The organism is Micrococcus sp. iso_26 (assembly GCF_056172975.1).
In genome coordinates this window covers 1,870,652-1,896,022 of the sequence record NZ_CM149652.1, presented here as the reverse complement: position 1 = coordinate 1,896,022, position 25,371 = coordinate 1,870,652, and the positions used below count along the sequence as shown (strand labels likewise).

The following is a 25,371-nucleotide window of genomic DNA, read 5'->3' as shown; positions in this document are numbered from 1 at the left end:
ACGTAGTCAAGACGTACCCGTAAAGGAGCCATCATGGCCAAGCTGACCACCGAAGAGCTGCTCGCCGCGTTCGAGGAGCTGACCCTCATCGAGCTGTCCGAGTTCATCAAGGCGTTCGAGGAGAAGTTCGACGTCACCGCCGCCGCCCCCGTGGCCGTGGCCGCCGCCGGCGGTGCCGCCGGTGGTGCCGAGGCCGCCGCCGCCGAGGAGAAGGACGAGTTCGACGTCGTCCTCGAGGCCGCCGGCGACAAGAAGATCGGCGTCATCAAGGAGGTGCGCGCCCTCACCTCCCTCGGCCTGAAGGAGGCCAAGGACCTGGTGGACGGCGCTCCCAAGCCCATCCTCGAGGGCGTCAACAAGGAGACCGCCGAGAAGGCCAAGGAGCAGCTCGAGGGCGCCGGCGCCACCGTCACCCTCAAGTGATGATCGCGGCCTGAGCCGCATCACGCCTCCTCACGAGGCCCCCGGACCCGCGCTGCGGACCGGGGGCCTCGTGGCGTCCCGGGTCACGCACCCCCGGCTGGACAGGGGCGACGGGCGCGGATAGGATGGATCTTTGCATCTCCCCTGTTCCGTGCCGCCCGCAGGACCTCGCGTCCCGCCGTGGCCCGCACGGTTCCGCACGGCCTTCATATAGCGGTGGGCCGGCGCCGCCGTCTCGCGGCAGGGGAGCGAACGGAACCCAGAAGGCCTGTGGAAGGATCCTACGTGGTCGCCTCGAGCACCTCCAACGAAACCGCTACCGTCTCCCCGCGATCCGGCGCCTCCGCCGGACGCGTCTCCTTCGCCAAGATCTCCGAGCCGCTGGACGTGCCGGACCTGCTGGCGCTGCAGACCGAGTCGTTCGACCGCCTGATCGGCAATGAGCGGTGGGCTGCGCGCGTGGACGCCGCCCTGGCCGCCGACGACCACTCCGTGCCCGTCACCTCGGGACTGACGGACATCTTCGAGGAGATCTCCCCGATCGAGGACTTCCAGGGCACCATGTCCCTGTCCTTCGCCGAGCCGGAGTTCGCCGACGCCAAGATGACGGAGGAGGAGTGCAAGGATCGCGACGCGACCTTCTCCGCCCCGCTGTACGTCAAGGCCGAGTTCATGAACAACACGACCGGCGAGATCAAGCAGCAGACCGTCTTCATGGGCGACTTCCCGCTGATGACCCGCAACGGCACGTTCATCATCAACGGCACCGAGCGCGTCGTCGTCTCCCAGCTGGTCCGCTCCCCGGGCGCCTACTTCGAGCGCACCCCGGACAAGACCTCGGACAAGGAGATCTTCTCCGCGAAGATCATCCCCTCGCGCGGCGCCTGGTTCGAGCTCGAGGTGGACAAGCGTGACCAGGTCGGCGTCCGCCTCGACCGCAAGCGCAAGCAGCCCGTGACGGTGCTGCTCAAGGCCATGGGCTGGACCGAGTCCCGCATCCTGGAGGAGTTCGGCCACTACGACTCCATCCGCGCCACCCTCGAGAAGGACGGCACCGCGGACCAGGACGAGGCCCTGCTCGACATCTACCGCAAGCTGCGCCCGGGCGAGCCGGCCGCCGTCGACGCCGCGCAGACGCTGCTGAACAACCTGTACTTCACCCCGAAGCGCTACGACCTCGCCAAGGTGGGCCGCTACAAGCTCAACCGCAAGCTCGGCGTGGACGTGCACCTCGGCGACCCCAACGCGTCTGTGCTCACCGAGGACGACATCGTCCAGATGGTGCACTTCATCGCCGCGCTGCACGCCGGCGAGACCGTCATCAAGGGCACGCGCGACGGCGAGCCGGTGGATGTGCGCGTGGAGATCGACGACATCGACCACTTCGGCAACCGTCGCATCCGTGCGGTGGGCGAGCTGATCGAGAACCAGATCCGCACCGGCCTGTCCCGCATGGAGCGCGTCGTGCGCGAGCGCATGACCACCCAGGACGTCGAGGCGATCACCCCGCAGACCCTGATCAACATCCGCCCCGTGGTGGCGGCGATCAAGGAGTTCTTCGGCACCTCGCAGCTGTCCCAGTTCATGGACCAGAACAACCCGCTGGCCGGCCTGACGCACAAGCGTCGCCTGTCCGCGCTCGGCCCGGGCGGCCTGTCCCGCGACCGTGCCGGCATGGAGGTCCGTGACGTCCACCCGTCGCACTACGGCCGCATGTGCCCCATCGAGACCCCGGAAGGCCCGAACATCGGCCTCATCGGCTCGCTGGCGACCTTCGGCCGGATCAACTCCTTCGGCTTCATCGAGACCCCGTACCGCCGCGTGGTCGACGGCCGGGTCACGGACACCGTGGACTACCTGACCGCCGACGACGAGCTGGCCTTCCAGATCGCCCAGGCGAACGCCCCGGTGGATGAGGACGGCCGGTTCGAGGAGGAGTTCGTGCTCTGCCGCCAGCGCGGCGGCGACGGCGAGCCCGTGCTCTCGACCGTGGACGAGATCGACTACATGGACGTGTCCCCGCGCCAGATGGTGTCGGCGGCCACCGCCCTGATCCCGTTCCTCGAGCACGACGACGCCAACCGCGCGCTCATGGGCGCGAACATGCAGCGTCAGGCCGTGCCGCTGCTCCGCTCCGAGGCCCCCTACGTGGGCACCGGCATGGAGAAGTACGTGGCCGTGGACGCGGGCGACTCCGTGACGGCCACCCAGGGCGGCGTCGTGACCGAGGTGGCCGCGGACCTGGTGACCGTCATGAACGACGACGGCACCACCACGCACTACCCGATCATGAAGTTCGCCCGCTCGAACCAGGGCAACGCCTACAACCAGCGCGTGCGCGTGTCCGAGGGCGAGCGGGTGGAGCCGCTGAGCATCATCGCCGACGGTCCCGCCACGGACAACGGCGAGCTCGCGCTCGGCAAGAACCTCCTCGTCGCGTTCATGCCCTGGGAGGGCCTGAACTACGAGGACGCGATCATCCTGTCCCAGCGCATGGTCTCGGAGGACGTCCTCACCTCGATCCACATCGAGGAGCACGAGGTCGACGCCCGCGACACCAAGCTGGGCGCCGAGGAGATCACGCGCGACATCCCCAACGTGTCCGAGGAGGTGCTGTCGCAGCTCGACGAGCGCGGCATCATCCACATCGGCGCCGAGGTGGAGGCCGGTGACATCCTGGTCGGCCGCGTGACCCCGAAGGGCGAGACCGAGCTGACCCCGGAGGAGCGCCTGCTGCGCGCGATCTTCGGCGAGAAGTCCCGCGAGGTCCGCGACACGTCCCTGAAGGTGCCGCACGGCGAGTCCGGCACCGTCATCGGCGTGCGCATCTTCGACCGCGACGAGGACGACGACCTGCCCCCGGGCGTGAACCAGCTGGTGCGCGTCTACGTGGCGCAGAAGCGCAAGATCACCGACGGCGACAAGATGGCCGGCCGCCACGGCAACAAGGGCGTCATCTCGAAGATCCTGCCGCTCGAGGACATGCCGTTCCTGGCGGACGGCACCCCGGTGGACATCGTGCTGAACCCGCTCGGCGTCCCCGGCCGCATGAACCTCGGCCAGGTCATGGAGCTGCACCTGGGCTGGGCCGCCTCGCGCGGCTGGGACATCCAGGGCGAGCCGGAGTGGATCAAGGACCTGCCGAACTTCCCGCGGCAGTCCGGTCCGGTCAACGTGGCCACCCCGGTGTTCGACGGCGCCGAGGCGTACGAGATCACGGGCCTGCTCGGCCACGTGAACGTGACCCGCGACGGCGACCGTCTCATGAGCGACAGCGGCAAGGCGCAGCTGTTCGACGGCCGCACCGGCGAGCCGTTCCCGGACCCGGTGTCCGTGGGCTACATGTACATGCTCAAGTTGCACCACCTGGTGGACGACAAGATCCACGCCCGTTCCACGGGCCCGTACTCGATGATCACGCAGCAGCCGCTGGGCGGTAAGGCCCAGTTCGGCGGCCAGCGCTTCGGCGAGATGGAGGTGTGGGCGCTCGAGGCGTACGGCGCGGCGTTCACCCTCCAGGAGCTGCTGACCATCAAGTCGGACGACATCCACGGCCGCGTGAAGGTCTACGAGGCCATCGTCAAGGGCGAGAACATCCCGGAGCCGGGTGTTCCCGAGTCCTTCAAGGTGCTCATCAAGGAGATGCAGTCCCTCTGCCTGAACGTGGAGGTCCTCTCCGCCGACGGCCAGGCCATCGAGATGCGCGACGCGGAGGACGAGGTCTACCGCGCCGCCGAGGAGCTGGGCATCGACCTCTCCCACGCCGAGCCCAGCTCGGTGGAGGAAGTCTGAGCCGGGCCCGATCCCGCATCCACAAGACGTCACCTGAGAACCACTGAACCAAGGGAGTTCACCGGAGCATGAGCGTGAACAGCATGTCCACTGACAACTCTTTCGGCCTGATGCGCATCGGCCTGGCCACGGCGGAGGACATCCGCCGCTGGTCCTACGGCGAGGTCAAGAAGCCGGAGACCATCAACTACCGCACCCTGAAGCCGGAGAAGGACGGACTCTTCTGCGAGAAGATCTTCGGCCCCACCCGTGACTGGGAGTGCGCGTGCGGCAAGTACAAGCGCGTGCGCTTCAAGGGCATCATCTGCGAGCGCTGCGGCGTCGAGGTGACCCGCTCGAAGGTGCGCCGCGACCGCATGGGCCACATCGAGCTGGCCGCGCCGGTCACCCACATCTGGTACTTCAAGGGCGTGCCCTCGCGCCTGGGCTACCTGCTGGACCTGGCGCCGAAGGACCTCGAGAAGGTCATCTACTTCGCGGCCTACATGATCACCTCGGTGGACGAGGAGGCCCGGCACCGTGACCTGGCCAACCTCCAGGCCGAGTACGACCAGGAGACCCGTGTCCTGGCCGACCAGCGCGACTCCGACATCGCCGCGGTGGCCGCCGACCTCGAGAAGGACCTGGCCAAGCTGGAGTCCGAGGGCGCCAAGGCCGCCGAGAAGAAGAAGGCCCGCGACGCCGCGGACAAGACCATGGCGCAGATCCGCAAGCGCGCGGACGCGGAGCTGGACCGCAAGGAGCAGGTCTGGGACCGCTTCAAGAACCTCAAGGTCGCCGACCTCGAGGGCGACGAGGGCCTGTACCGCGCCATGCGGGACAAGTACGGCCAGTACTTCGAGGGCTCGATGGGCGCGGAGGCGATCCAGCGTCGCCTGCAGACCTTCGACCTCGAGGCCGAGTCCGAGATGCTGCGCGAGACCATCAAGACGGGCAAGGGCCAGCGCAAGACCCGCGCCCTGAAGCGCCTGAAGGTCGTCAACGCGTTCCTGACCACGGACAACTCGCCCGAGGGCATGGTCCTGGACGCCGTCCCGGTGATCCCGCCGGAGCTGCGTCCGATGGTGCAGCTGGACGGCGGCCGCTTCGCGACCTCCGACCTCAACGACCTGTACCGTCGCGTGATCAACCGCAACAACCGCCTGAAGCGGCTGCTCGACCTCGGCGCGCCCGAGATCATCGTCAACAACGAGAAGCGCATGCTGCAGGAGGCCGTGGACTCGCTGTTCGACAACGGCCGCCGCGGCCGGCCGGTGACCGGCCCGGGCAACCGCCCGCTCAAGTCGCTCTCCGACATGCTCAAGGGCAAGCAGGGCCGGTTCCGTCAGAACCTGCTCGGCAAGCGCGTGGACTACTCGGGCCGCTCGGTCATCGTGGTGGGTCCCCAGCTCAAGCTGCACCAGTGCGGCCTGCCCAAGCAGATGGCGCTGGAGCTGTTCAAGCCGTTCGTGATGAAGCGTCTCGTGGACCTGAACCACGCGCAGAACATCAAGTCCGCCAAGCGCATGGTGGAGCGCTTCCGTCCGCAGGTCTGGGACGTGCTCGAGGAGGTCATCACCGAGCACCCGGTCCTGCTGAACCGCGCCCCCACCCTGCACCGTCTGGGCATCCAGGCCTTCGAGCCGCAGCTCGTGGAGGGCAAGGCCCTGCAGCTGCACCCGCTGGTCTGCTCCGCGTTCAACGCGGACTTCGACGGCGACCAGATGGCGGTCCACCTGCCCCTGTCGCCGGAGGCCCAGGCCGAGGCGCGCCTGCTCATGCTCTCGAGCCACAACATCCTGAAGCCCTCGGACGGCCGCGCGGTCGCCGTGCCGGCCCAGGACATGATCATCGGCCTGAACCACCTCACCACGGTGCGTCCGGACGAGGTCGGCGCGGGCAACCTGTACGCGACCGTCGGCGAGGCCATCATGGCGTTCGACGGCGGCGACCTGCACCTGAACGCGCCCGCGCGGATCGGCGTCGAGGGCTTCGTGCCGTCGGCGGCCGTGCCGGCACCCGAGGGCTGGTCCGAGGGCGAGATCGCCCTCATCGAGACCACCCTGGGCAAGGTGCTGTTCAACGAGCTGCTGCCGGACGACTACCCGTGGCTGGACAAGCAGGCGACCAAGGGCACCCTCGGCCAGCTGGTCAACGACCTGGCCGAGCGCTACCCGATGGTCGTCACCGCGCAGACGCTGGACAACCTCAAGGACGCCGGCTTCCACTGGGGCACCTGGTCGGGTGTGACCGTGGCGATCTCGGACATCACCTCCGACTTCGACAAGGCCGCCATCATGGAGGGCTACGAGGAGCAGGCCCAGCGCGTGCAGCAGCAGTACGACAAGGGCCTGATCGCGGACGACGAGCGTCGCTCCGAGCTGATCGACATCTGGAACAAGGCCACCGACGAGGTCGCCGCGGCCATGAAGGACGGCCTGCCGGAGCTCAACACCATCAACCGCATGGTGTCCTCCGGTGCGCGAGGCAACTGGCTCCAGGTGCGCCAGATCGCGGGCATCCGCGGCCTCGTGGCCAACCCGAAGGGTGAGATCATCCCGCGTCCGATCAAGTCCTCGTACCGCGAGGGCCTGTCCGTGCTCGAGTACTTCTCCGCCACCCACGGCGCCCGCAAGGGCCTCGCGGACACCGCGCTGAAGACCGCGAACTCGGGCTACCTGACCCGTCGTCTCGTCGATGTGTCCCAGGACGTCATCGTCCGCGAGGACGACTGCGGCACCGAGCGCGGCCTGTCCGTGACGATCGCCGCGCCGAACGCCGACGGCGAGCTGGTGGCCCACGAGCAGGTCGAGAACTCGGCCTTCGCCCGCACGCTGGCCCAGGACGTCACGGGCGAGGACGGCACGGTGCTGGCCTCGGCCGGTGCGGACGTGGGCGACGTGCTGATCGGCGAGCTGGTGGCCGCCGGCATCACGGAGATCAAGGTCCGCTCGGTCCTGACCTGTGAGTCCGCCGTGGGCACCTGCGCGAAGTGCTACGGCCGCTCCATGGCCACCGGCCAGCTGGTGGACATCGGCGAGGCCGTCGGCATCATCGCGGCCCAGTCGATCGGTGAGCCGGGCACCCAGCTCACCATGCGCACGTTCCACACCGGCGGTGTGGCCTCGGCCGACGACATCACGCAGGGTCTGCCCCGCATCCAGGAGCTCTTCGAGGCCCGCACCCCGAAGGGCGTGGCCCCGATCTCCGAGGTCGCCGGCCGCGTGACCATCGAGGACACCGAGGCGTCCGTGCGCCTGCTGCTCACCCCGGACGACGGCTCCGAGGAGATCGCCTACCCGGTGCTGCGCCGTGCGCGCATCCTCGTGGCCGACGGCGAGCACGTGCCGGTGGGCACGCAGCTCGTGGCCGGCGCCGTGGACCCGAAGCAGGTCCTGCGCGTGCTCGGCCCGCGGGCCGCGCAGCGGTTCCTCGTGGACGAGGTGCAGAACGTGTACCAGTCCCAGGGCGTGGGCATCCACGACAAGCACGTGGAGGTCATCGTCCGGCAGATGCTGCGTCGCATCACCGTCATCGAGTCCGGTGACACCGACCTGCTGCCGGGTGAGCTCACGGACCGGGCGCGCTTCGTGGCCGCCAACCGCGCCGCCGTCGCCGAGGGCCGCCAGCCGGCCTCCGGCCGCGACGAGCTGATGGGCATCACGAAGGCCTCGCTGGCCACGGACTCGTGGCTGTCGGCCGCATCCTTCCAGGAGACGACCCGCGTCCTGACGCAGGCGGCCATGGAGGGCAAGTCCGACCCGCTGCTGGGCCTGAAGGAGAACGTGATCATCGGCAAGCTGATCCCGGCCGGCACGGGCCTGGACCGCTACACGAAGACCGTCGTGGAGCCGACGGAGGAGGCGAAGGCCAACCTGTTCGCCTCGCCGGCCGGCTTCGCGGACTTCGACTACCCGGGCCTGGACCAGTCGCTCGGCGAGAACGACTTCCACGCCGTCTCGCTGGACGACTACGGCCGCGGGGGCGACTTCCGCGCCTGATCCGTGTCCCCCAGGGGCCCGCCGCTCCGCCGCTCACGCGGGGGAGGGGCGGGCCCCTTGGCGTGCGGGGCCGGCTCGTCGACGGCGCCGGGGCGTGCTATGCTGTCAAGGATTGTTTTTCGTGTGGCAAATTGGACGCTGTCCGGGTCGCGGGGTCATTGCGCGGCAGATGCCACACTTTTGCACGCCTGCGGACGTCTGCTCGTTGCGAGCCCCCACAGGGAGAGGCAGAGCAGAGGAACGAGCAGCCGGCGCCCCGGGCGCCGGTCGATCACGTCAGCGATCACCGAAACACAGGAAGGCTGAAGAGTGCCTACGATTCAGCAGCTGGTCCGCAAGGGCCGCTCACCCAAGGTCGTCAATACGAAGGCCCCTGCCCTGCAGGGGAACCCCATGCGTCGTGGCGTGTGCACCCGTGTGTACACCACCACGCCCAAGAAGCCGAACTCGGCGCTGCGCAAGGTCGCCCGTGTGCGCCTGAACGGCGGCATCGAGGTCACCGCCTACATCCCCGGCGAGGGCCACAACCTGCAGGAGCACTCGATCGTGCTCGTCCGCGGCGGTCGTGTGAAGGACCTGCCCGGCGTGCGCTACAAGATCGTGCGCGGCGCCCTCGACACCCAGGGCGTGAAGAACCGCGGCCAGGCCCGCTCCCGCTACGGCGCCAAGAAGGAGAAGAAGTAATGCCTCGTAAGGGTCCTGCGCCGAAGCGCCCCCTCGTCGTCGATCCCGTCTACGGCTCCCCGCTGGTCACGCAGCTGATCAACAAGGTGCTCGTCGACGGCAAGAAGTCCACCGCCGAGCGCATCGTGTACGGCGCGCTCGAGGGCGCCCGTGCCAAGAACGGCGCCGATCCCGTGGCCACCCTCAAGAAGGCCATGGACAACATCAAGCCGGCCCTCGAGGTGCGCTCCCGCCGCGTCGGCGGCGCCACCTACCAGGTGCCCGTCGAGGTCAAGCCGGGCCGCTCCACGGCCCTGGCCCTGCGCTGGCTGGTCGGCTTCTCCAAGGCCCGCCGTGAGAAGACCATGACCGAGCGCCTGATGAACGAGATCCTGGACGCCTCGAACGGCCTGGGCGGCGCCGTGAAGCGTCGCGAGGACACCCACAAGATGGCCGAGGCCAACAAGGCCTTCGCCCACTACCGCTGGTGATCCGTGTGGCCCGGGGCGCGCGATCCGCGCCTCGGGCCGCAGGTGCGTCCTCTCGGACGGGCCACCCACCGCATCCACCTCACGAGCCCCCCCATTCCACCCGACCAAGGGAGACACCGTGGCACAGGACGTGCTGACCGACCTGCACAAGGTCCGCAACATCGGCATCATGGCCCACATCGATGCCGGCAAGACCACCACCACCGAGCGCATCCTGTTCTACACGGGTGTCAACCACAAGCTGGGCGAGACCCACGACGGCGGCGCGACGACGGACTGGATGGAGCAGGAGAAGGAGCGCGGCATCACCATCACCTCCGCCGCGGTGACCTGCTTCTGGAACGACCACCAGATCAACATCATCGACACCCCCGGCCACGTGGACTTCACGGTCGAGGTGGAGCGCTCGCTGCGCGTGCTCGACGGCGCCGTCGCCGTGTTCGACGGCAAGGAGGGCGTGGAGCCCCAGTCGGAGACCGTGTGGCGCCAGGCGGACAAGTACAACGTCCCGCGCATCTGCTTCGTCAACAAGATGGACAAGCTGGGTGCGGACTTCTACTTCACCGTCGACACCATCGTGAAGCGCCTCGGCGCGCGTCCGCTCGTGATGCAGCTGCCGATCGGCGCCGAGAACGACTTCGTGGGCGTCGTCGACCTGCTCTCCATGAAGGCCTTCGTGTGGCCGGGCGACGCCAAGGGCGACGTCACCATGGGCGCCTCCTATGAGACTCGCGAGATCCCCGCCGAGCTCCAGGAGAAGGCCGAGGAGTACCGCAACGAGCTCGTCGAGGCCGTCGCCGAGACCTCCGAGGAGCTCATGGAGAAGTACCTCGAGGGCGAGGAGCTCACCGTCGAGGAGATCCAGGCCGGCGTGCGCCAGCTGACCGTGAACGCCGAGGCCTACCCGGTGTTCTGCGGCTCCGCGTTCAAGAACCGTGGCGTGCAGCCGATGCTGGACGCCGTGGTCGCCTACCTGCCGAACCCGCTGGACGCCGGCTCCGTCAAGGGCCACGCCGTGAACGACGAGGAGGAGGTGCTGGAGCGCGAGGCGTCGAAGGAGGCCCCGTTCTCGGCGCTCGCCTTCAAGATCGCCACGCACCCCTTCTTCGGCACGCTGACCTTCATCCGCGTGTACTCCGGCCGCCTGGAGTCCGGTGCGCAGATCCTCAACGCCACCAAGGGCAAGAAGGAGCGCATCGGCAAGCTGTTCCAGATGCACGCCAACAAGGAGAACCCGGTGGACGAGGTGGTCGCCGGCCACATCTACGCCGTGATCGGCCTCAAGGACACCACCACGGGCGACACCCTGTGCGATCCCGCGAACCCGATCATCCTCGAGTCGATAACCTTCCCGGAGCCCGTGATCTCCGTGGCCATCGAGCCGAAGACCAAGGGTGACCAGGAGAAGCTCTCCACCGCCATCCAGAAGCTCGTCGCCGAGGACCCCACGTTCCGCGTGAACCTCAACGAGGAGACCGGCCAGACCGAGATCGGCGGCATGGGCGAGCTCCACCTGGACGTGTTCGTGGACCGTATGAAGCGCGAGTTCAAGGTCGAGGCCAACGTGGGCAAGCCCCAGGTCGCGTACCGCGAGACCATCAAGCGCAAGGTCGACAAGGTCGACTACACGCACAAGAAGCAGACCGGCGGCTCCGGCCAGTTCGCCAAGGTGCAGCTGTCCTTCGAGCCCCTGGACACCGCCGAGGGCGAGGTCTACGAGTTCGAGAACGCCGTCACCGGCGGTCGCGTGCCCCGCGAGTACATCCCCTCGGTGGACGCGGGCATCCAGGACGCCATGCAGTTCGGCGTGCTGGCCGGCTACCCGATGGTCGGCGTGAAGGCCACCCTGCTCGACGGCGCGTACCACGACGTCGACTCCTCGGAGATGGCGTTCAAGATCGCCGGCTCCCAGGCCTTCAAGGAGGGTGTCCGCAAGGCCAACCCGATCATCCTCGAGCCGCTGATGGCCGTGGAGGTCCGCACCCCCGAGGAGTTCATGGGCGACGTCATCGGCGACCTGAACTCCCGCCGCGGCCAGATCCAGTCCATGGAGGACGCCACCGGCGTGAAGGTGGTCAACGCCCTCGTGCCGCTGTCGGAGATGTTCGGCTACATCGGCGACCTGCGCTCCAAGACGCAGGGCCGCGCGGTGTACTCGATGACCTTCCACTCCTACGCCGAGGTCCCCAAGGCCGTGGCGGACGAGATCATCCAGAAGTCCCAGGGCGAGTGACCGCAGGTCACCTGCTCTGAACGACCTGCCCCGGGTCGGCCGCCGCAGCCGCGGCCGGCCCGGGGCGACCGGACCGCCCTTCCCGGCGCGGCGGTCCGCGATCAGGACGGGTCAGGTCCGGTCCGCTTCCGGCGGTCCCGACGGCCTGGAACCGGACTGGCCCTCGTGAGGCCGGGATTTCCCCAACCCCGCACCATCCGAGTAGACTCAGTCAAGTTGTCAGCACGTCGCAGGCGGCTGAGCAGTCTTCTTGACGATGAACCAGTTCTTAGGAGGAACTAGTGGCAAAGGCAAAGTTCGAGCGGACGAAGCCGCACGTCAACATCGGCACCATCGGCCACGTTGACCACGGCAAGACCACGCTGACCGCCGCCATCTCGAAGGTCCTGTACGACAAGTACCCGGACCTGAACGAGGCCCGTGACTTCGCGACGATCGACTCCGCCCCCGAGGAGCGTCAGCGCGGCATCACCATCAACATCTCCCACGTGGAGTACCAGACCGAGAAGCGTCACTACGCCCACGTGGACGCCCCCGGTCACGCCGACTACATCAAGAACATGATCACCGGCGCCGCTCAGATGGACGGCGCGATCCTCGTGGTCGCCGCCACCGACGGCCCGATGGCCCAGACCCGTGAGCACGTGCTCCTGGCCCGCCAGGTCGGCGTGCCGGCCCTGCTCGTGGCCCTGAACAAGTCGGACATGGTCGAGGACGAGGAGCTCCTCGAGCTCGTCGAGATGGAGGTCCGCGAGCTGCTGTCCTCCCAGGACTTCGACGGCGACGAGGCCCCGGTCATCCGCACCTCCGGTCTGAAGGCCCTCGAGGGCGACCCCCAGTGGGTCAAGTCCGTCGAGGACCTCATGGAGGCCGTGGACGAGTTCATCCCGGACCCGGTCCGCGACAAGGACAAGCCGTTCCTGATGCCGATCGAGGACGTCTTCACCATCACCGGTCGTGGCACCGTGGTGACCGGTCGCGCCGAGCGCGGCACCCTGAAGATCAACTCCGAGGTCGAGATCGTCGGCATCCGCGACGTGCAGAAGACCACCGTCACCGGCATCGAGATGTTCCACAAGCAGCTCGACGAGGCCTGGGCCGGCGAGAACTGCGGTCTGCTGCTGCGCGGCCTGAAGCGCGACGACGTGGAGCGCGGCCAGGTTGTGGTGGAGCCGGGCTCCATCACCCCGCACACCAACTTCGAGGCGAACGTCTACATCCTGTCCAAGGACGAGGGTGGCCGTCACAACCCGTTCTACTCGAACTACCGCCCGCAGTTCTACTTCCGCACCACCGACGTCACCGGCGTCATCACGCTGCCCGAGGGCACCGAGATGGTCATGCCCGGCGACACCACCGAGATGTCGGTCGAGCTCATCCAGCCGATCGCCATGGAGGAGGGCCTCGGCTTTGCCATCCGCGAGGGTGGCCGCACCGTGGGCTCCGGCCGCGTCACCAAGATCACCAAGTGATCTGACGCATCCCGTCTCGTGGCTCCGTTGAGCCGCTGACGCGCGACGCCCCCGTCTCCGGGTCCCCCGGAGGCGGGGGCGTCGCCGTGTCCGACGACGGCGCGGCGGCGGCGGCTAGGCTGGGGAGCATGCCTGAACTGCTCATCCTCATCGTGGTGCTCGCCGTGGCCGTCGTGGCCGTGCGCTGGGCGCTGCGGACCTTCCGTCCCGAGATCGACCGTGCCCGGCGCATCCGGCGCGCGAACCGCGGCGGGGAGCTGGAGCGATGAGCCTGCCCGGCCCGCGCCGCCTCTTCGCCGTCACGGCGATGGCCGAGATGTTCACCTGGGCCGGTCTGCTGATCGCCATGGGCCTCAAGTACGGCGGAGTCACGGAGCGGGTGGTGCCGATCGCCGGCGGCGTCCACGGCTTCGTGTTCCTCTGCTACCTCGTGGTGACGGTCGCCGTGTGGATCGACGGGCGGTGGCCCGTGGCCCGCGGACTCCTCGGCCTCGGTTCGACGATCGTCCCGTTCATGACGGTCCCGTTCGAGCGGGCCCAGCGGCGGCGCGGCGAGCCGGCGTCGCGGTGGCAGGTCGTGGACCGCGCGCCGGGGGAGCGGGGGCCCCTCGAACGGCTTCTCGTCGTGGTGCTGCGCCATCCGGTGGTCAGCGCGCTCCTGGCGGTCGCCGTGGTCGCCGTCGTCTTCACCCTGCTGCTCAACGCCGGCCCGCCCACCGAGTGGGGCCGCTGAGCCCGGGGGGCCGTCGGGCCCGGCCCGCCGATTGGCGGACCGGGCCCGGTTCTGTCTATACTGATTCGGTTGCTCAAGCGCCATTGCGCTGTCGTCGTGTGTCTCGCGGCGGCAGCTCGGCCCAGATGTGACGTCACCACTCCGACCCGCCACAGGCGCGTGCCCTCCCAGGAATGCGACACGCCCGACCGCGTGGACCGGAGTCCGGCGGCGGCGAGGAACCCGGTCCGACCGGATTCGCCCCGCGCGGGTGGAGGACAAGAAGGCGGGCACGATCCGCCGCACAGGGACAGGAACAGCACACCCGACGAGAGAGGCGTGACGCCATGGCGGGACAGAAGATCCGCATCCGGCTGAAGTCGTACGACCACGAGGTCATCGACGTCTCGGCCCGCAAGATCGTTGACACGGTCACGCGCGCAGGCGCGACGGTGGTCGGCCCCGTGCCGCTGCCGACGGAGAAGAACGTGTACTGCGTTATCCGTTCTCCCCACAAGTACAAGGACAGCCGCGAGCATTTCGAGATGCGCACCCACAAGCGGCTCATCGACATCATCGACCCGACCCCGAAGGCCGTCGACTCGCTCATGCGACTGGACCTGCCCGCGGACGTCAACATCGAGATCAAGCTCTGAGAGGGAGGTGCTGAGAGACTATGACCAACACCCAGAACATCAAGGGCCTGCTGGGCACGAAGCTCGGCATGACCCAGGTCTGGGATGAGGACAACAAGCTCATCCCTGTGACCGTGGTCAAGGCAGACCCGAACGTCGTCACCCAGCTGCGCTCCGAGGAGACCGACGGCTACACCGCCGTGCAGATCGCCTACGGCCAGATCGATCCCCGCCGCGTGACCAAGCCCCTGGCCGGTCACTTCGAGAAGGCCGGCGTGACCCCGCGTCGCCACCTCGTCGAGCTGCGCACCGCCGACGCCGCCGAGTACTCCCTCGGCCAGGACGTGACCGTGGAGGTCTTCGAGGCCGGCCAGAAGGTCGACGTCGTGGGCACCACCAAGGGCAAGGGCTTCGCCGGCGCCATGAAGCGCCACGGCTTCGCCGGTGTGGGCGCCTCGCACGGCCAGCACAAGAACCACCGCAAGCCCGGCTCCGTGGGCGGCGCGTCCACCCCCGGCCGCGTGTTCAAGGGCCAGCGCATGCCCGGTCGCATGGGCGCCGTGCGCCAGACCACCATGAACCTGACCCTCCACGGCATCGACGTGGAGAACAACCTCCTGCTGATCAAGGGCGCGGTGCCCGGCTCCAAGGGCCAGGTCGTGCTCGTCCGCAGCGCCGTGAAGGGAGCCTGAGACCATGGCTGAGAACTCCGTGAAGACCGTCCAGGTCGATCTGCCCGCCGAGCTCTTCGACGTGCAGTCCAACGTGCCGCTCATGCACCAGGTCGTCGTCGCCCAGCTCGCCGCCGCCCGCCAGGGCACGCACAAGACGAAGCGCCGCGGCGAGGTGTCCGGCGCCGGTCGCAAGCCGTTCAAGCAGAAGGGCACCGGCCGCGCCCGTCAGGGCTCCATCCGCGCCCCGCACATGACCGGCGGCGGCATCGTCCACGGCCCGACCCCGCGTGACTACTCGCAGCGCACCCCCAAGAAGATGAAGGCCGCCGCCCTGCGCGGTGCCCTGTCGGACCGCGCCCGCAACGGCCGCGTCCACGTCATCGAGGCCCTCGTGTCCGGGACCACCCCGTCCACCAAGGCCGCCAAGGCGGGCCTCGCGTCCCTGAACACCGGCCGCAAGAACGTGCTGCTGGTGATCGACCGGGCCGACGACGTCGCCGCCCTGTCCGCCCGCAACCTGCCCGCGGTCCACACCCTGTACGCCGACCAGCTGAACACCTACGACGTGCTCGTCTCCGACGACGTCGTGTTCACCCAGGCGGCCTACGAGGCGTACGTGGCCCAGGCTTCCGGCGCCAAGAAGGAGGATGCCCAGTGAGCGGCTCCATCAACAAGGATCCCCGCGACGTGATCATCGCTCCCGTCGTGTCGGAGAAGAGCTACGGTCTGATCGACGAGGGCAAGTACACCTTCCTGGTCGACCCGCGCTCCAACAAGTCCGAGATCAAGCAGGCGGTGGAGCGCATCTTCAACGTCGACGTGGCCTCGGTCAACACCCTGAACCGTTCCGGCAAGCGCCGTCGCACCCGCCTCGGGTGGGGCCAGCGCAAGTCCACCAAGCGTGCCATCGTCACGCTCAAGGACGGGACCATCGACATCTTCGGAGGTCCGCTCGCCTGATCGGCGTGCGGAGACCACTTAATCGAGGAACTGACACATGGCTATCCGTAAGTACAAGCCGACCACCCCGGGCCTGCGTGGCTCGTCCGTGGCCGACTTCGCAGAGATCACCCGGTCCACGCCGGAGAAGTCCCTTCTCCGTCCGCTGCACAAGACCGGCGGCCGCAACAACACCGGTCGCATCACCACCCGTCACAAGGGCGGCGGCCACAAGCGCCAGTACCGCCTGGTCGACTTCCGTCGCCACGACAAGGACGGCGTGCCCGCCACCGTCGCGCACATCGAGTACGACCCGAACCGCACCGCCCGCATCGCGCTGCTGCACTACGCGGACGGCGCCAAGCGCTACATCCTGGCCCCGGCCAAGCTGAAGCAGGGCGACGTGGTCGAGGCCGGCCCGAACGCCGACATCAAGCCCGGCAACAACCTGCCGATGCGCAACATCCCCGTGGGCACCACCATCCACGCGGTGGAGCTGCGCCCCGGCGGCGGCGCCAAGATGGCCCGCTCCGCCGGCGCGTCCGTGCAGCTGGTCGCCCGCGAGGGCAAGTACGCCCAGCTGCGCCTGCCCTCCGGTGAGATCCGCAACGTCGACGTGCGCTGCCGCGCCACGATCGGCGAGGTCGGCAACGCCGAGCAGTCGAACATCAACTGGGGCAAGGCCGGCCGCATGCGCTGGAAGGGCGTCCGCCCGACCGTCCGCGGCGTCGTCATGAACCCGGTCGACCACCCGCACGGCGGTGGCGAGGGCAAGACCTCCGGCGGTCGTCACCCCGTCAACCGGAACGGCAAGCCCGAGGGCCGCACGCGTCGTCCGAACAAGGAAAGCGACAAGCTCATCGTGCGTCGCCGTCGTACCGGCAAGAACAAGCGATAAGGGAGCAGGGAAGACATGCCTCGCAGCCTGAAGAAGGGCCCCTTCGTCGATCAGCACCTCTACCTGAAGGTTCTGGCCGAGAACGAGAAGGGCAGCAAGAACGTCATCAAGACCTGGTCCCGCCGGTCGATGATCATCCCGGACATGCTGGGTCACACCATCGCGGTCCACGACGGACGCAAGCACGTCCCGGTGTTCGTCACCGAGTCCATGGTGGGTCACAAGCTGGGCGAGTTCGCCCCGACCCGGACCTACCGCGGCCACGTGAAGGACGACAAGAAGGGCAAGCGCCGCTGAGCCTGAGGGCACAGCACGCTTGACCTTCTCGAGAATCGAAAGAGAGAAGCAATGGAAGCCAAGGCAATTGCGCGCCACCTGCGCGTGACGCCGATGAAGGCCCGGCGCGTCGTCGACCTGGTCCGTGGCAAGCAGGCCACCGAAGCACTGGCCATCCTGAAGTTCGCCCAGCAGGGCGCTTCGGAGCCGGTGTACAAGCTGGTGGCCTCCGCGGTGGCGAACGCCCGCGTCAAGGCGGACCGCGAGGGCCAGGCCTTCGACGAGGACGCCCTCTACATCACCGAGGCCTTCGTGGACGAGGGCCCGACCATGAAGCGGTTCCAGCCCCGTGCTCAGGGCCGCGCGTACCGCATCAACAAGCGCACGAGCCACGTGACCGTGGTCGTCGCGTCCAAGGACGAGAAGGGTGGGAACTGACAATGGGCCAAAAGATCAACCCCAACGGGTTCCGCCTCGGCATCACCACCGACCACGTCTCGCACTGGTTCGCGGACTCCCACAAGGAGGGCCAGCGCTACGCTGACTTCCTCAAGGAGGACGTCAAGATCCGCGAGCTGATGACCACCGGCATGGAGCGCGCCGGCATCTCCAAGGTGGAGATCGAGCGCACCCGTGACCGCGTGCGCGTGGACATCCACACCGCGCGTCCGGGCATCGTGATCGGCCGCCGCGGCGCCGAGGCCGACCGCATCCGCGGTGAGCTCGAGAAGCTCACCGGCAAGCAGATCCAGCTGAACATCCTCGAGGTCAAGAACCCCGAGACCGATGCCCAGCTGGTGGCGCAGGGTGTGGCCGAGCAGCTCGCCTCGCGCGTGGCGTTCCGCCGCGCGATGAAGAAGGCGATCCAGTCCGCCATGCGCGCCGGCGCGCAGGGCATCCGCATCCAGTGCTCCGGCCGCCTCGGCGGCGCCGAGATGAGCCGCTCGGAGTTCTACCGCGAGGGTCGCGTGCCGCTGCACACCCTCCGCGCGAACATCGACTTCGGCAAGTTCGAGGCCAAGACCACCTTCGGCCGCATCGGCGTGAAGGTCTGGATCTACAAGGGCGACCTGACCGCCAAGGAGCTCGCGGCCAAGGAGGCCGCGCAGCCCTCCGGCCGTGGCCGTGGCGGCGAGCGCCGTGGCGGCGGTGAGCGTCGTCGTCGCAACGATCGCGCCGAGCGTGCTCCCCGCCAGGAGAACGCCGGCGCCGGCGCCGAGACCCCGGCCGCCGCTCCCGCTGAAGGAGGCAACGCCTGATGCTGATCCCCCGTCGCGTCAAGCACCGCAAGCAGCACCACCCCAAGCGTTCCGGCGCCGCCAAGGGCGGCACCACCGTGACGTTCGGCGAGTGGGGCATCCAGGCGCTCACGCCGGCCTATGTGACCAACCGTCAGATCGAGGCCGCCCGTATCGCCATGACCCGCTACATCAAGCGTGGCGGCAAGGTCTGGATCAACATCTACCCGGACCGTCCGCTCACCAAGAAGCCCGCCGAGACCCGCATGGGCTCCGGCAAGGGCTCGCCGGAGTGGTGGGTCGCCAACGTCAAGCCCGGACGCGTGCTCTTCGAGCTGTCGGGTGTCACGGAGGACGTCGCCCGCGAGGCGCTCCGCCTGGCCATCCACAAGCTGCCGCTGAAGGCCCGTATCATCCGTCGAGAGGGTGGTGAGTGATCCCATGGCGATCGGCACCAAGGATCTGAACGTCGAGTCCCTGGACGGGATGGACAACGCCCGCCTGCTGGAGGCCCTGAAGTCCTCCAAGGAGGAGCTGTTCAACCTGCGCTTCCAGGCCGCCACCGGTCAGCTGGACAACGCCAGCCGGCTGAAGGCCGTCAAGCGTGACATCGCGCGCATCTACACGATCCTGCGCGAGCGCGAGCTGGGCATCCGCGGCGATGTCGCCGCCGAGGCGCAGGCCGAGAAGAACGAGGAGGCTGCCAAGTGACCGAGCAGACCCCGGCCGTCTCCGAGGAGCGCGGCTACCGCAAGGCCCTCCGTGGCATCGTCGTCTCCGACAAGATGGACAAGACCATCGTCGTCGAGGTCGAGGACCGCAAGAAGCACTCGCTCTACGGCAAGGTGCTGAAGACCTCGAAGCGCGTGAAGGCGCACGACGAGGACAACACCGCCGGCGTGGGCGACCGCGTCCGCCTCGCCGAGACCCGCCCGCTGTCCGCCTCCAAGCGGTGGCGTCTGGTGGAGATCGTCGAGCGCGCCAAGTGATCGACCCGGCCCCCTGAGGGCCGGCGACGCAGAGGGCCGCCCCGTGCACTGGCACGGGGCGGCCTTGTGCGTTAGACTCTGATATTCGTGCGCCCTCTCGTTGGCAGGACCATCCATCCTGTGTGCCGAGGGCCGCGCACGCCGATCCCGGATCCGCCTCGGCCCTGCCCTGCGCGCCCCTCCGCTCTCGACCTCCCCGACGCTGTCTGAACACGCGTCGCCGGGGGACGACGGCGGGCGGCCCGCCTCGGGGGAGGGGTAAGCGTCCCGGGATGCCCGTTCAACCGTTCCGCAAGGCTCGCCCATCGTGGGGGAGAACCGGCGCGACGCTAGGAGAGACAAGTGATCCAGCAGGAGTCGCGGCTCAAGGTCGCCGACAACACCGGTGCGAAGGAAATCCTGACCATCCGTGTTCTCGGCGGTTCCGGACGCCGCTACGCAGGCATCGGCGACACCATCGTCGCCACCGTGAAGGACGCCATCCCCGGCGGCAACGTCAAGAAGGGCGACGTCGTCAAGGCCGTGGTGGTCCGCACCCGCAAGCAGTCCCGCCGTCCCGACGGCTCGTACATCAAGTTCGACGAGAACGCGGCGGTCATCCTGAAGACCGACGGCGAGCCCCGTGGCACGCGCATCTTCGGCCCCGTGGGTCGCGAGCTGCGTGACAAGAAGTTCATGAAGATCGTGTCGCTCGCCCCGGAGGTGATCTGACCTCATGGCCAAGATCAAGAAGGACGACCTCGTCCAGGTCATCAGTGGCAAGGACAAGGGCAAGCAGGGCAAGGTCCTGCGCGTGTTCCCGGCGGATGAGCGCGTGCTCGTCGAGGGCGTGAACCGCGTGACCAAGCACCTGCGCGCCGGCCAGGACAACAACGGTTCCACCGAGGGCGGCCTGCAGGTCGTCGAGGCCCCGATCCACATCTCGAACGTGGCCGTGGTGGACCCGGAGACCAAGAAGCCGACCCGTGTGGGCTACCGCTTCGAGACCGTCGAGAAGGACGGCGTGAGCAAGACCGTGAAGGTCCGCTTCGCCAAGGCCTCGGGGAAGGAGCTGTGATGACCGAGGTGCAGCAGACCGAGAAGGTCACCCCGCGTCTGAAGACCAAGTACCGCGACGAGATCCGCGGCGCCCTGCAGGAGCAGTTCCAGTACGGGAACGTCATGCAGGTGCCGGGTCTCGTGAAGGTCGTCGTCAACATGGGCGTCGGCGAGGCCGCCAAGGACTCCAAGATCATCGACGGCGCGGTCGCCGACCTCACCGCCATCACCGGCCAGAAGCCGATGATCACCAAGGCCCGCAAGTCCATCGCGCAGTTCAAGCTGCGTGAGGGCATGCCCATCGGCACGCACGCCACGCTCCGTGGCGACCGCATGTGGGAGTTCCTGGACCGCCTGGTCACGCTCGCGCTGCCGCGCATCCGTGACTTCCGCGGCCTGTCCGACCGCCAGTTCGACGGCAACGGCAACTACACCTTCGGCCTGTCCGAGCAGACCGTGTTCCACGAGATCGATCAGGACAAGATCGACCGCGTGCGCGGCATGGACATCACCGTGGTGACGACCGCCAAGAACGACGACGAGGGCCGCGCGCTGCTCAAGGCGCTGGGCTTCCCGTTCAAGACCGACCAGTAAGACCTCCACGCCACAGGTCCTCCACCGGTGAACCGGTGGCGGAAACCACGGCGAGAAAGGGCGTGAAGCCCACATGACCATGACCGATCCCGTCGCAGACATGCTGACCCGTCTGCGCAACGCAAACTCGGCCTACCACGACACCGTGTCCATGCCGTCCTCGAAGCTGAAGACTCGCGTCGCCGAGATCCTCAAGGCCGAGGGCTACATCCAGGACTGGCGCGAGGAGGAGGCCGAGGTCGGCAAGAAGCTGACCATCGACCTGAAGTTCGGCCCGCAGCGTGAGCGTGCGATCGCCGGCCTGCGCCGCATCTCCAAGCCGGGCCTGCGCGTGTACGCGAAGTCCACGAACCTGCCCCACGTGCTGGGCGGCCTCGGCATCGCCATCCTGTCCACCTCCTCTGGTCTCCTCACGAACCAGCAGGCCGCCAAGAAGGGCGTGGGCGGAGAAGTCCTCGCCTACGTCTGGTGACGGGCAAGACGGAAGAAAGGCTGAACTGACATGTCTCGAATCGGACGTCTCCCGATCACCATCCCCGCCGGCGTCGATGTGACCATCGACGGCGACCGCGTCTCCGTGAAGGGCCCCAAGGGCCAGCTCGAGCACTCGCTGCCCACGCCCATCACGGTCACCCTCGAGGAGGGGCAGGTCACCGTGGCCCGCCCCGACGACGAGCGTGAGTCCCGTTCCCTGCACGGTCTGACCCGCACCCTCATCAGCAACATGGTCGAGGGCGTGACCAACGGCTTCTCCAAGCAGCTCGAGGTCGTCGGCACCGGCTACCGCGTGCAGGCCAAGGGCCAGGACCTCGAGTTCGCCCTGGGCTACTCCCACCCCGTCCCGGTGAAGGCGCCCCAGGGCATCACCTTCACGGTGGAGGGCAACAAGGTCACCGTCGCCGGTATCGACAAGCAGCAGGTCGGCGAGACCGCCGCCAACATCCGCAAGCTGCGCCGCCCCGACCCGTACAAGGGCAAGGGCGTGCGCTACGCGGGCGAGCAGATCCGCCGCAAGGCCGGAAAGGCAGGTAAGTGATGTCTACTCTGAAGGTGAAGGGCAAGGGCAAGTTCAACGCCCGCACCCGCCGCCACCTCCGGGTGCGCAAGCGGATCTCCGGCACCACCGTCCGTCCCCGCCTCGTCGTCAACCGCTCTGCACGGCACATGTTCGTGCAGGTCGTGGACGACACGCAGAGCCGCACGCTCGCGTACGCCTCCACCATGGAGGCCGACGTGCGTGCGCTCGAGGGCGACAAGACGGCCAAGGCCAAGCGCGTGGGCGAGCTCGTCGCCGAGCGTGCCAAGGCGGCCGGCATCGAGGCCGTGGTCTTCGACCGCGGCGGCAACAAGTACCACGGGCGCGTCGCGGCCGTGGCCGACGGTGCGCGAGAGGGTGGGCTGCAGCTGTGACCGAGAACATCAACCAGAAGGACACTCAGGTGACCGAGAGCACCGAGACCACCGTCTCCGAGACCGGGTCGGGCTCGGCGAGCCAGACCACCGAGCGCGCCACCGGTGGCCGCGGCGGTCGCGACGGCGGCCGCGGTGGCCGTGACGGCGATCGTCGTGGCGGCCGTCGCGACGACCGCAACCGTCGTGGCGCCCAGGACGACGAGAAGGACCAGTTCCTCGAGCGCGTCGTGGGCATCAACCGCGTCTCCAAGGTCGTCAAGGGCGGCCGCCGCTTCTCCTTCACCGCCCTCGTGGTGGTGGGTGACGGCGACGGCACCGTCGGCGTCGGCTACGGCAAGGCGAAGGAGGTCCCCGCCGCGATCCAGAAGGCCGTGGAGGAGGCCAAGAAGTCCTTCTTCCGCGTCCCCCGCGTCGGCTCCACCATCCCGCACCTGGTGCAGGGTGAGGACGCCGCCGGCGTCGTGCTGCTCCGCCCGGCCTCCCCGGGTACCGGCGTGATCGCCGGCGGTCCGGTGCGCGCCGTGCTCGAGTGCGCCGGCATCCACGACGTGCTGTCCAAGTCCATGGGCTCCGTGAACGCGATCAACATCGTGCGCGGCACCGTGGACGCCCTCAAGAAGCTGGAAGAGCCCCAGGCCGTCGCCGCCCGCCGCGGCAAGGCCCTGGACGAGATCGCCCCCCATGCGATGCTGCGCACCATGGAGAACGATCGCGCCCAGAAGAGCGCGAAGGCAGGTGCGTGAGCCGTGTTTGAGCCCACCCGCAAGAACATCCAGCCCTCGGACGCCACCCTGGTCATCACCCAGACCCGCGGCGTCACGGGCTCCAAGCAGAACCATCGGGACACCCTGCGCTCGCTGGGCCTGAAGCGGATCGGCCACCAGGTCACCCGCAAGGCCGACGCGGTGACGGTCGGCATGGTCAACACCGTGCCGCACCTGGTGTCCGTGGAGGAGGTCAACAATGGCTGACAACGACGCCATCAAGGTCCACGACCTGCGTCCGGCCCCCGGTGCCAAGACCGCCAAGACCCGTGTGGGTCGCGGTGAGGCGTCGAAGGGCAAGACCGCCGGTCGCGGCACCAAGGGCACCAAAGCCCGTTACCAGGTCCGTGCGGGCTTCGAGGGCGGCCAGCTGCCCCTGCAGATGCGTCTGCCGAAGCTCCGCGGCTTCAAGAACCCGTTCCGCACGGAGTACCAGGTCGTGAACCTGGACAAGCTCTCCGCGCACTTCCCCGAGGGCGGTGAGGTCACCGTGGACGCGCTCGTGTCCAAGGGCCTCGTCCGTCGCGGTCAGCCCGTCAAGGTGCTGGGCACGGGGGAGATCACCTCGGCCGTGCAGGTGAAGGCGAACGCCTTCTCCTCGTCCGCCGTGGAGAAGATCCAGGCCGCCGGCGGGTCCACCGAGACCCTCTGACACGCCGACCCATCCACCGAGGGCCCTGGCCCGGAGCAGCCGCTCCGGACCAGGGCCCTCGGTCCATCCGTGTAGACTCGCACAGCGGCCGCCCCGGTGTGGCCGCCGTCTCGTGCCCCGCCCCGCGGCCGGCGCGCGCCCCACAGGACCACCGCAGGAGGACTCGTGCTCAAGGCCATCGCCCGGATCGTCCGGACGCCTGACCTGTTGCGGAAGATCGCCTTCACGCTCGCGCTCATCGCCGTCTACCGGATGGGCGCCTTCGTGCCGGCCCCCGGGGTGGACTACCCGGCGGTGCAGCAGTGTCTCGCGGCGGGCAACGCCCAGGGCGGCCTGTACTCCTTCGTGAACATGTTCTCGGGCGGGGCGCTCCTGCAGGTGTCCGTCTTCGCGCTCGGCATCATGCCCTACATCACGGCGTCGATCATCGTGCAGCTGCTGCGCGTGGTGATCCCGCGCTTCGAGCAGCTCCACCAGGAGGGCCCGCAGGGCCAGGCGACGCTGACGCAGTACACCCGCTACCTGACCCTCGCCCTCGCCCTGCTGCAGGCGACCACGATGGCCTCGCTGGCCCGCACCGGGGCCCTGCTCGGATGCAGCCTGCCGCTGCTGCGCGACGGCTCCATCCTCACGGTGCTGCTCGTGGTCATCGCCCTGACCACCGGCTGTCTCATCGTCATGTGGTTCGGCGAGCGGATCACCGAGAACGGCGTGGGCAACGGCATGTCCCTGCTGATCTTCACCTCCATCGCGGCGGGCTTTCCGGCCGGCCTCGGCCAGGTGGTCCAGACGCAGGGCTGGCGCGTGTTCGCGATCGTCATGGGGATCGGCCTGCTCACCATGCTGGCCATCGTCTTCGTGGAGGAGTCGCAGCGCCGGATCCCGGTCCAGTACGCCAAGCGGCAGATCGGCTCGCGGACCGTGGGCGGGTCGAGCACCTACATCCCGGTCAAGGTGAACATGGCCAACGTCATCCCGGTCATCTTCGCCTCCTCCGTGCTGATGCTCCCGAGCATCCTCATCCAGTTCAACACGCCGCAGGACGGCAGTGCGCCGGCCCCGTGGATCACGTGGCTGAGCCGGTACTTCGGCCCCGGCGACCACCCGGTGTACATGGCCCTGTACTTCCTGCTCATCATCGGCTTCACGTACTTCTACGTGTCCATCACGTTCAACCCGGTGGAGATCTCGGACAACATGAAGCGCTACGGCGGCTTCATCCCCGGCGTCCGCGCCGGCCGGCCCACCGAGCGTTACCTGCAGTACGTCATCAGCCGCATCACGCTCGTGGGCGCCCTCTACCTGGGTATCGTGGCCATGATCCCGCTGATCGCCTTCGCGGTGATCGGCACCAGCCAGAACTTCCCGCTCGGCGGCACGTCCATCCTCATCATGGTGGGCGTCGGCCTCCAGACCGTGAAGCAGGTCAGCGCACAGATGGAGCAGCGCCACTACGAGGGCCTGCTGCGCTGAGCCCCGACCCGATCCCGCAACG

At 68.4% G+C, this 25,371-nt stretch carries 30 protein-coding genes; all 30 read left to right on the top strand.

Annotated elements, in window-relative coordinates; all coding sequences use genetic code 11:
- Nucleotides 1-33 precede the first annotated feature (33 nt).
- The 30 genes from rplL (at nt 34) to secY (ending at nt 25,349) form a co-directional block, all read left to right on the top strand.
- Complete coding sequence (gene rplL, locus AC0VX0_RS08785) at nt 34-423, top strand: 50S ribosomal protein L7/L12 (protein WP_036317747.1); 390 nt, start codon at nt 34-36, stop codon at nt 421-423.
- A gap of 285 nt (nt 424-708) precedes the next feature.
- A complete protein-coding gene (rpoB, locus tag AC0VX0_RS08780) occupies nt 709-4,215 on the top strand; it encodes a DNA-directed RNA polymerase subunit beta (protein WP_036317750.1) in 3,507 nt (1,168 codons plus the stop codon).
- 83 nt (nt 4,216-4,298) lie between these two features.
- A complete protein-coding gene (locus tag AC0VX0_RS08775) occupies nt 4,299-8,195 on the top strand; it encodes a DNA-directed RNA polymerase subunit beta' (protein WP_113913797.1) in 3,897 nt (1,298 codons plus the stop codon).
- Between the two features lie 309 nt (nt 8,196-8,504).
- A complete protein-coding gene (gene rpsL / locus AC0VX0_RS08770) occupies nt 8,505-8,879 on the top strand; it encodes a 30S ribosomal protein S12 (RefSeq protein WP_002854787.1) in 375 nt (124 codons plus the stop codon).
- On the top strand, nt 8,879-9,349 hold the full coding sequence (gene rpsG / locus AC0VX0_RS08765) for a 30S ribosomal protein S7 (RefSeq protein WP_010080379.1): 471 nt from the start codon (nt 8,879-8,881) through the stop codon (nt 9,347-9,349). The genes rpsL and rpsG overlap by 1 nt, the downstream gene beginning before the upstream one ends.
- A gap of 118 nt (nt 9,350-9,467) precedes the next feature.
- Nucleotides 9,468-11,582: an elongation factor G gene (gene fusA / locus AC0VX0_RS08760; RefSeq protein WP_036317752.1), complete on the top strand. Its 2,115-nt coding sequence runs from the start codon at nt 9,468-9,470 to the stop codon at nt 11,580-11,582.
- Between the two features lie 281 nt (nt 11,583-11,863).
- Nucleotides 11,864-13,054 carry an elongation factor Tu gene (gene tuf, locus AC0VX0_RS08755; RefSeq protein ID WP_036317754.1) on the top strand — a complete coding sequence of 397 codons (1,191 nt, stop codon included), beginning with the start codon at nt 11,864-11,866 and terminating at the stop codon, nt 13,052-13,054.
- A gap of 128 nt (nt 13,055-13,182) precedes the next feature.
- Nucleotides 13,183-13,323 (top strand): hypothetical protein, encoded by a 141-nt coding sequence (locus tag AC0VX0_RS08750; protein WP_162833779.1) that lies wholly within the window; start codon nt 13,183-13,185, stop codon nt 13,321-13,323.
- The gene (locus AC0VX0_RS08745; protein WP_036317755.1) at nt 13,320-13,787 is read left to right on the top strand and encodes a DUF3817 domain-containing protein; all 468 of its coding nucleotides are present in this window, start codon (nt 13,320-13,322) and stop codon (nt 13,785-13,787) included. The genes AC0VX0_RS08750 and AC0VX0_RS08745 overlap by 4 nt, the downstream gene beginning before the upstream one ends.
- Before the next feature lie 326 nt (nt 13,788-14,113).
- Complete coding sequence (rpsJ, locus tag AC0VX0_RS08740) at nt 14,114-14,422, top strand: 30S ribosomal protein S10 (RefSeq protein ID WP_002857463.1); 309 nt, start codon at nt 14,114-14,116, stop codon at nt 14,420-14,422.
- Between the two features lie 20 nt (nt 14,423-14,442).
- The gene (rplC, locus tag AC0VX0_RS08735) at nt 14,443-15,093 is read left to right on the top strand and encodes a 50S ribosomal protein L3 (RefSeq protein WP_036317759.1); all 651 of its coding nucleotides are present in this window, start codon (nt 14,443-14,445) and stop codon (nt 15,091-15,093) included.
- 4 nt (nt 15,094-15,097) lie between these two features.
- A complete protein-coding gene (gene rplD, locus AC0VX0_RS08730; RefSeq protein WP_036381542.1) occupies nt 15,098-15,733 on the top strand; it encodes a 50S ribosomal protein L4 in 636 nt (211 codons plus the stop codon).
- The gene (gene rplW / locus AC0VX0_RS08725; RefSeq protein WP_070708751.1) at nt 15,730-16,035 is read left to right on the top strand and encodes a 50S ribosomal protein L23; all 306 of its coding nucleotides are present in this window, start codon (nt 15,730-15,732) and stop codon (nt 16,033-16,035) included. The genes rplD and rplW overlap by 4 nt, the downstream gene beginning before the upstream one ends.
- 37 nt (nt 16,036-16,072) lie before the next feature.
- The gene (rplB, locus tag AC0VX0_RS08720) at nt 16,073-16,912 is read left to right on the top strand and encodes a 50S ribosomal protein L2 (protein ID WP_010080386.1); all 840 of its coding nucleotides are present in this window, start codon (nt 16,073-16,075) and stop codon (nt 16,910-16,912) included.
- Between the two features lie 15 nt (nt 16,913-16,927).
- The gene (gene rpsS, locus AC0VX0_RS08715; RefSeq protein WP_002857475.1) at nt 16,928-17,209 is read left to right on the top strand and encodes a 30S ribosomal protein S19; all 282 of its coding nucleotides are present in this window, start codon (nt 16,928-16,930) and stop codon (nt 17,207-17,209) included.
- Nucleotides 17,210-17,260: 51 nt separating this feature from the next.
- Nucleotides 17,261-17,626: a 50S ribosomal protein L22 gene (gene rplV, locus AC0VX0_RS08710; RefSeq protein ID WP_017487837.1), complete on the top strand. Its 366-nt coding sequence runs from the start codon at nt 17,261-17,263 to the stop codon at nt 17,624-17,626.
- Nucleotides 17,627-17,628: 2 nt separating this feature from the next.
- Nucleotides 17,629-18,447 carry a 30S ribosomal protein S3 gene (gene rpsC / locus AC0VX0_RS08705; RefSeq protein WP_002857479.1) on the top strand — a complete coding sequence of 273 codons (819 nt, stop codon included), beginning with the start codon at nt 17,629-17,631 and terminating at the stop codon, nt 18,445-18,447.
- Nucleotides 18,447-18,863 carry a 50S ribosomal protein L16 gene (gene rplP, locus AC0VX0_RS08700; RefSeq protein ID WP_036317764.1) on the top strand — a complete coding sequence of 139 codons (417 nt, stop codon included), beginning with the start codon at nt 18,447-18,449 and terminating at the stop codon, nt 18,861-18,863. The genes rpsC and rplP overlap by 1 nt, the downstream gene beginning before the upstream one ends.
- A gap of 4 nt (nt 18,864-18,867) precedes the next feature.
- Nucleotides 18,868-19,137: a 50S ribosomal protein L29 gene (gene rpmC / locus AC0VX0_RS08695; protein WP_036317766.1), complete on the top strand. Its 270-nt coding sequence runs from the start codon at nt 18,868-18,870 to the stop codon at nt 19,135-19,137.
- Nucleotides 19,134-19,415 carry a 30S ribosomal protein S17 gene (rpsQ, locus tag AC0VX0_RS08690; protein ID WP_036317768.1) on the top strand — a complete coding sequence of 94 codons (282 nt, stop codon included), beginning with the start codon at nt 19,134-19,136 and terminating at the stop codon, nt 19,413-19,415. The genes rpmC and rpsQ overlap by 4 nt, the downstream gene beginning before the upstream one ends.
- A gap of 342 nt (nt 19,416-19,757) precedes the next feature.
- On the top strand, nt 19,758-20,126 hold the full coding sequence (gene rplN, locus AC0VX0_RS08685; protein ID WP_002857487.1) for a 50S ribosomal protein L14: 369 nt from the start codon (nt 19,758-19,760) through the stop codon (nt 20,124-20,126).
- A 4-nt stretch (nt 20,127-20,130) separates the two neighbouring features.
- Complete coding sequence (gene rplX / locus AC0VX0_RS08680) at nt 20,131-20,472, top strand: 50S ribosomal protein L24 (protein WP_036317770.1); 342 nt, start codon at nt 20,131-20,133, stop codon at nt 20,470-20,472.
- Nucleotides 20,472-21,047: a 50S ribosomal protein L5 gene (rplE, locus tag AC0VX0_RS08675; RefSeq protein ID WP_036317773.1), complete on the top strand. Its 576-nt coding sequence runs from the start codon at nt 20,472-20,474 to the stop codon at nt 21,045-21,047. The genes rplX and rplE overlap by 1 nt, the downstream gene beginning before the upstream one ends.
- Before the next feature lie 73 nt (nt 21,048-21,120).
- A complete protein-coding gene (rpsH, locus tag AC0VX0_RS08670) occupies nt 21,121-21,519 on the top strand; it encodes a 30S ribosomal protein S8 (RefSeq protein WP_002857494.1) in 399 nt (132 codons plus the stop codon).
- Nucleotides 21,520-21,549: 30 nt separating this feature from the next.
- A complete protein-coding gene (gene rplF, locus AC0VX0_RS08665; protein ID WP_036317775.1) occupies nt 21,550-22,083 on the top strand; it encodes a 50S ribosomal protein L6 in 534 nt (177 codons plus the stop codon).
- On the top strand, nt 22,083-22,457 hold the full coding sequence (rplR, locus tag AC0VX0_RS08660; RefSeq protein ID WP_002857498.1) for a 50S ribosomal protein L18: 375 nt from the start codon (nt 22,083-22,085) through the stop codon (nt 22,455-22,457). Before rplF ends, rplR begins: the two co-directional genes overlap by 1 nt.
- Nucleotides 22,454-23,203, top strand: a complete 750-nt coding sequence (rpsE, locus tag AC0VX0_RS08655; protein ID WP_002857500.1) for a 30S ribosomal protein S5 — start codon at nt 22,454-22,456, stop codon at nt 23,201-23,203. Before rplR ends, rpsE begins: the two co-directional genes overlap by 4 nt.
- 3 nt (nt 23,204-23,206) lie before the next feature.
- Complete coding sequence (gene rpmD / locus AC0VX0_RS08650; protein ID WP_002857502.1) at nt 23,207-23,431, top strand: 50S ribosomal protein L30; 225 nt, start codon at nt 23,207-23,209, stop codon at nt 23,429-23,431.
- Nucleotides 23,424-23,876 (top strand): 50S ribosomal protein L15, encoded by a 453-nt coding sequence (gene rplO / locus AC0VX0_RS08645; RefSeq protein WP_036317776.1) that lies wholly within the window; start codon nt 23,424-23,426, stop codon nt 23,874-23,876. The genes rpmD and rplO overlap by 8 nt, the downstream gene beginning before the upstream one ends.
- Before the next feature lie 165 nt (nt 23,877-24,041).
- The gene (secY, locus tag AC0VX0_RS08640; protein ID WP_036317778.1) at nt 24,042-25,349 is read left to right on the top strand and encodes a preprotein translocase subunit SecY; all 1,308 of its coding nucleotides are present in this window, start codon (nt 24,042-24,044) and stop codon (nt 25,347-25,349) included.
- Nucleotides 25,350-25,371: the final 22 nt, after the last annotated feature.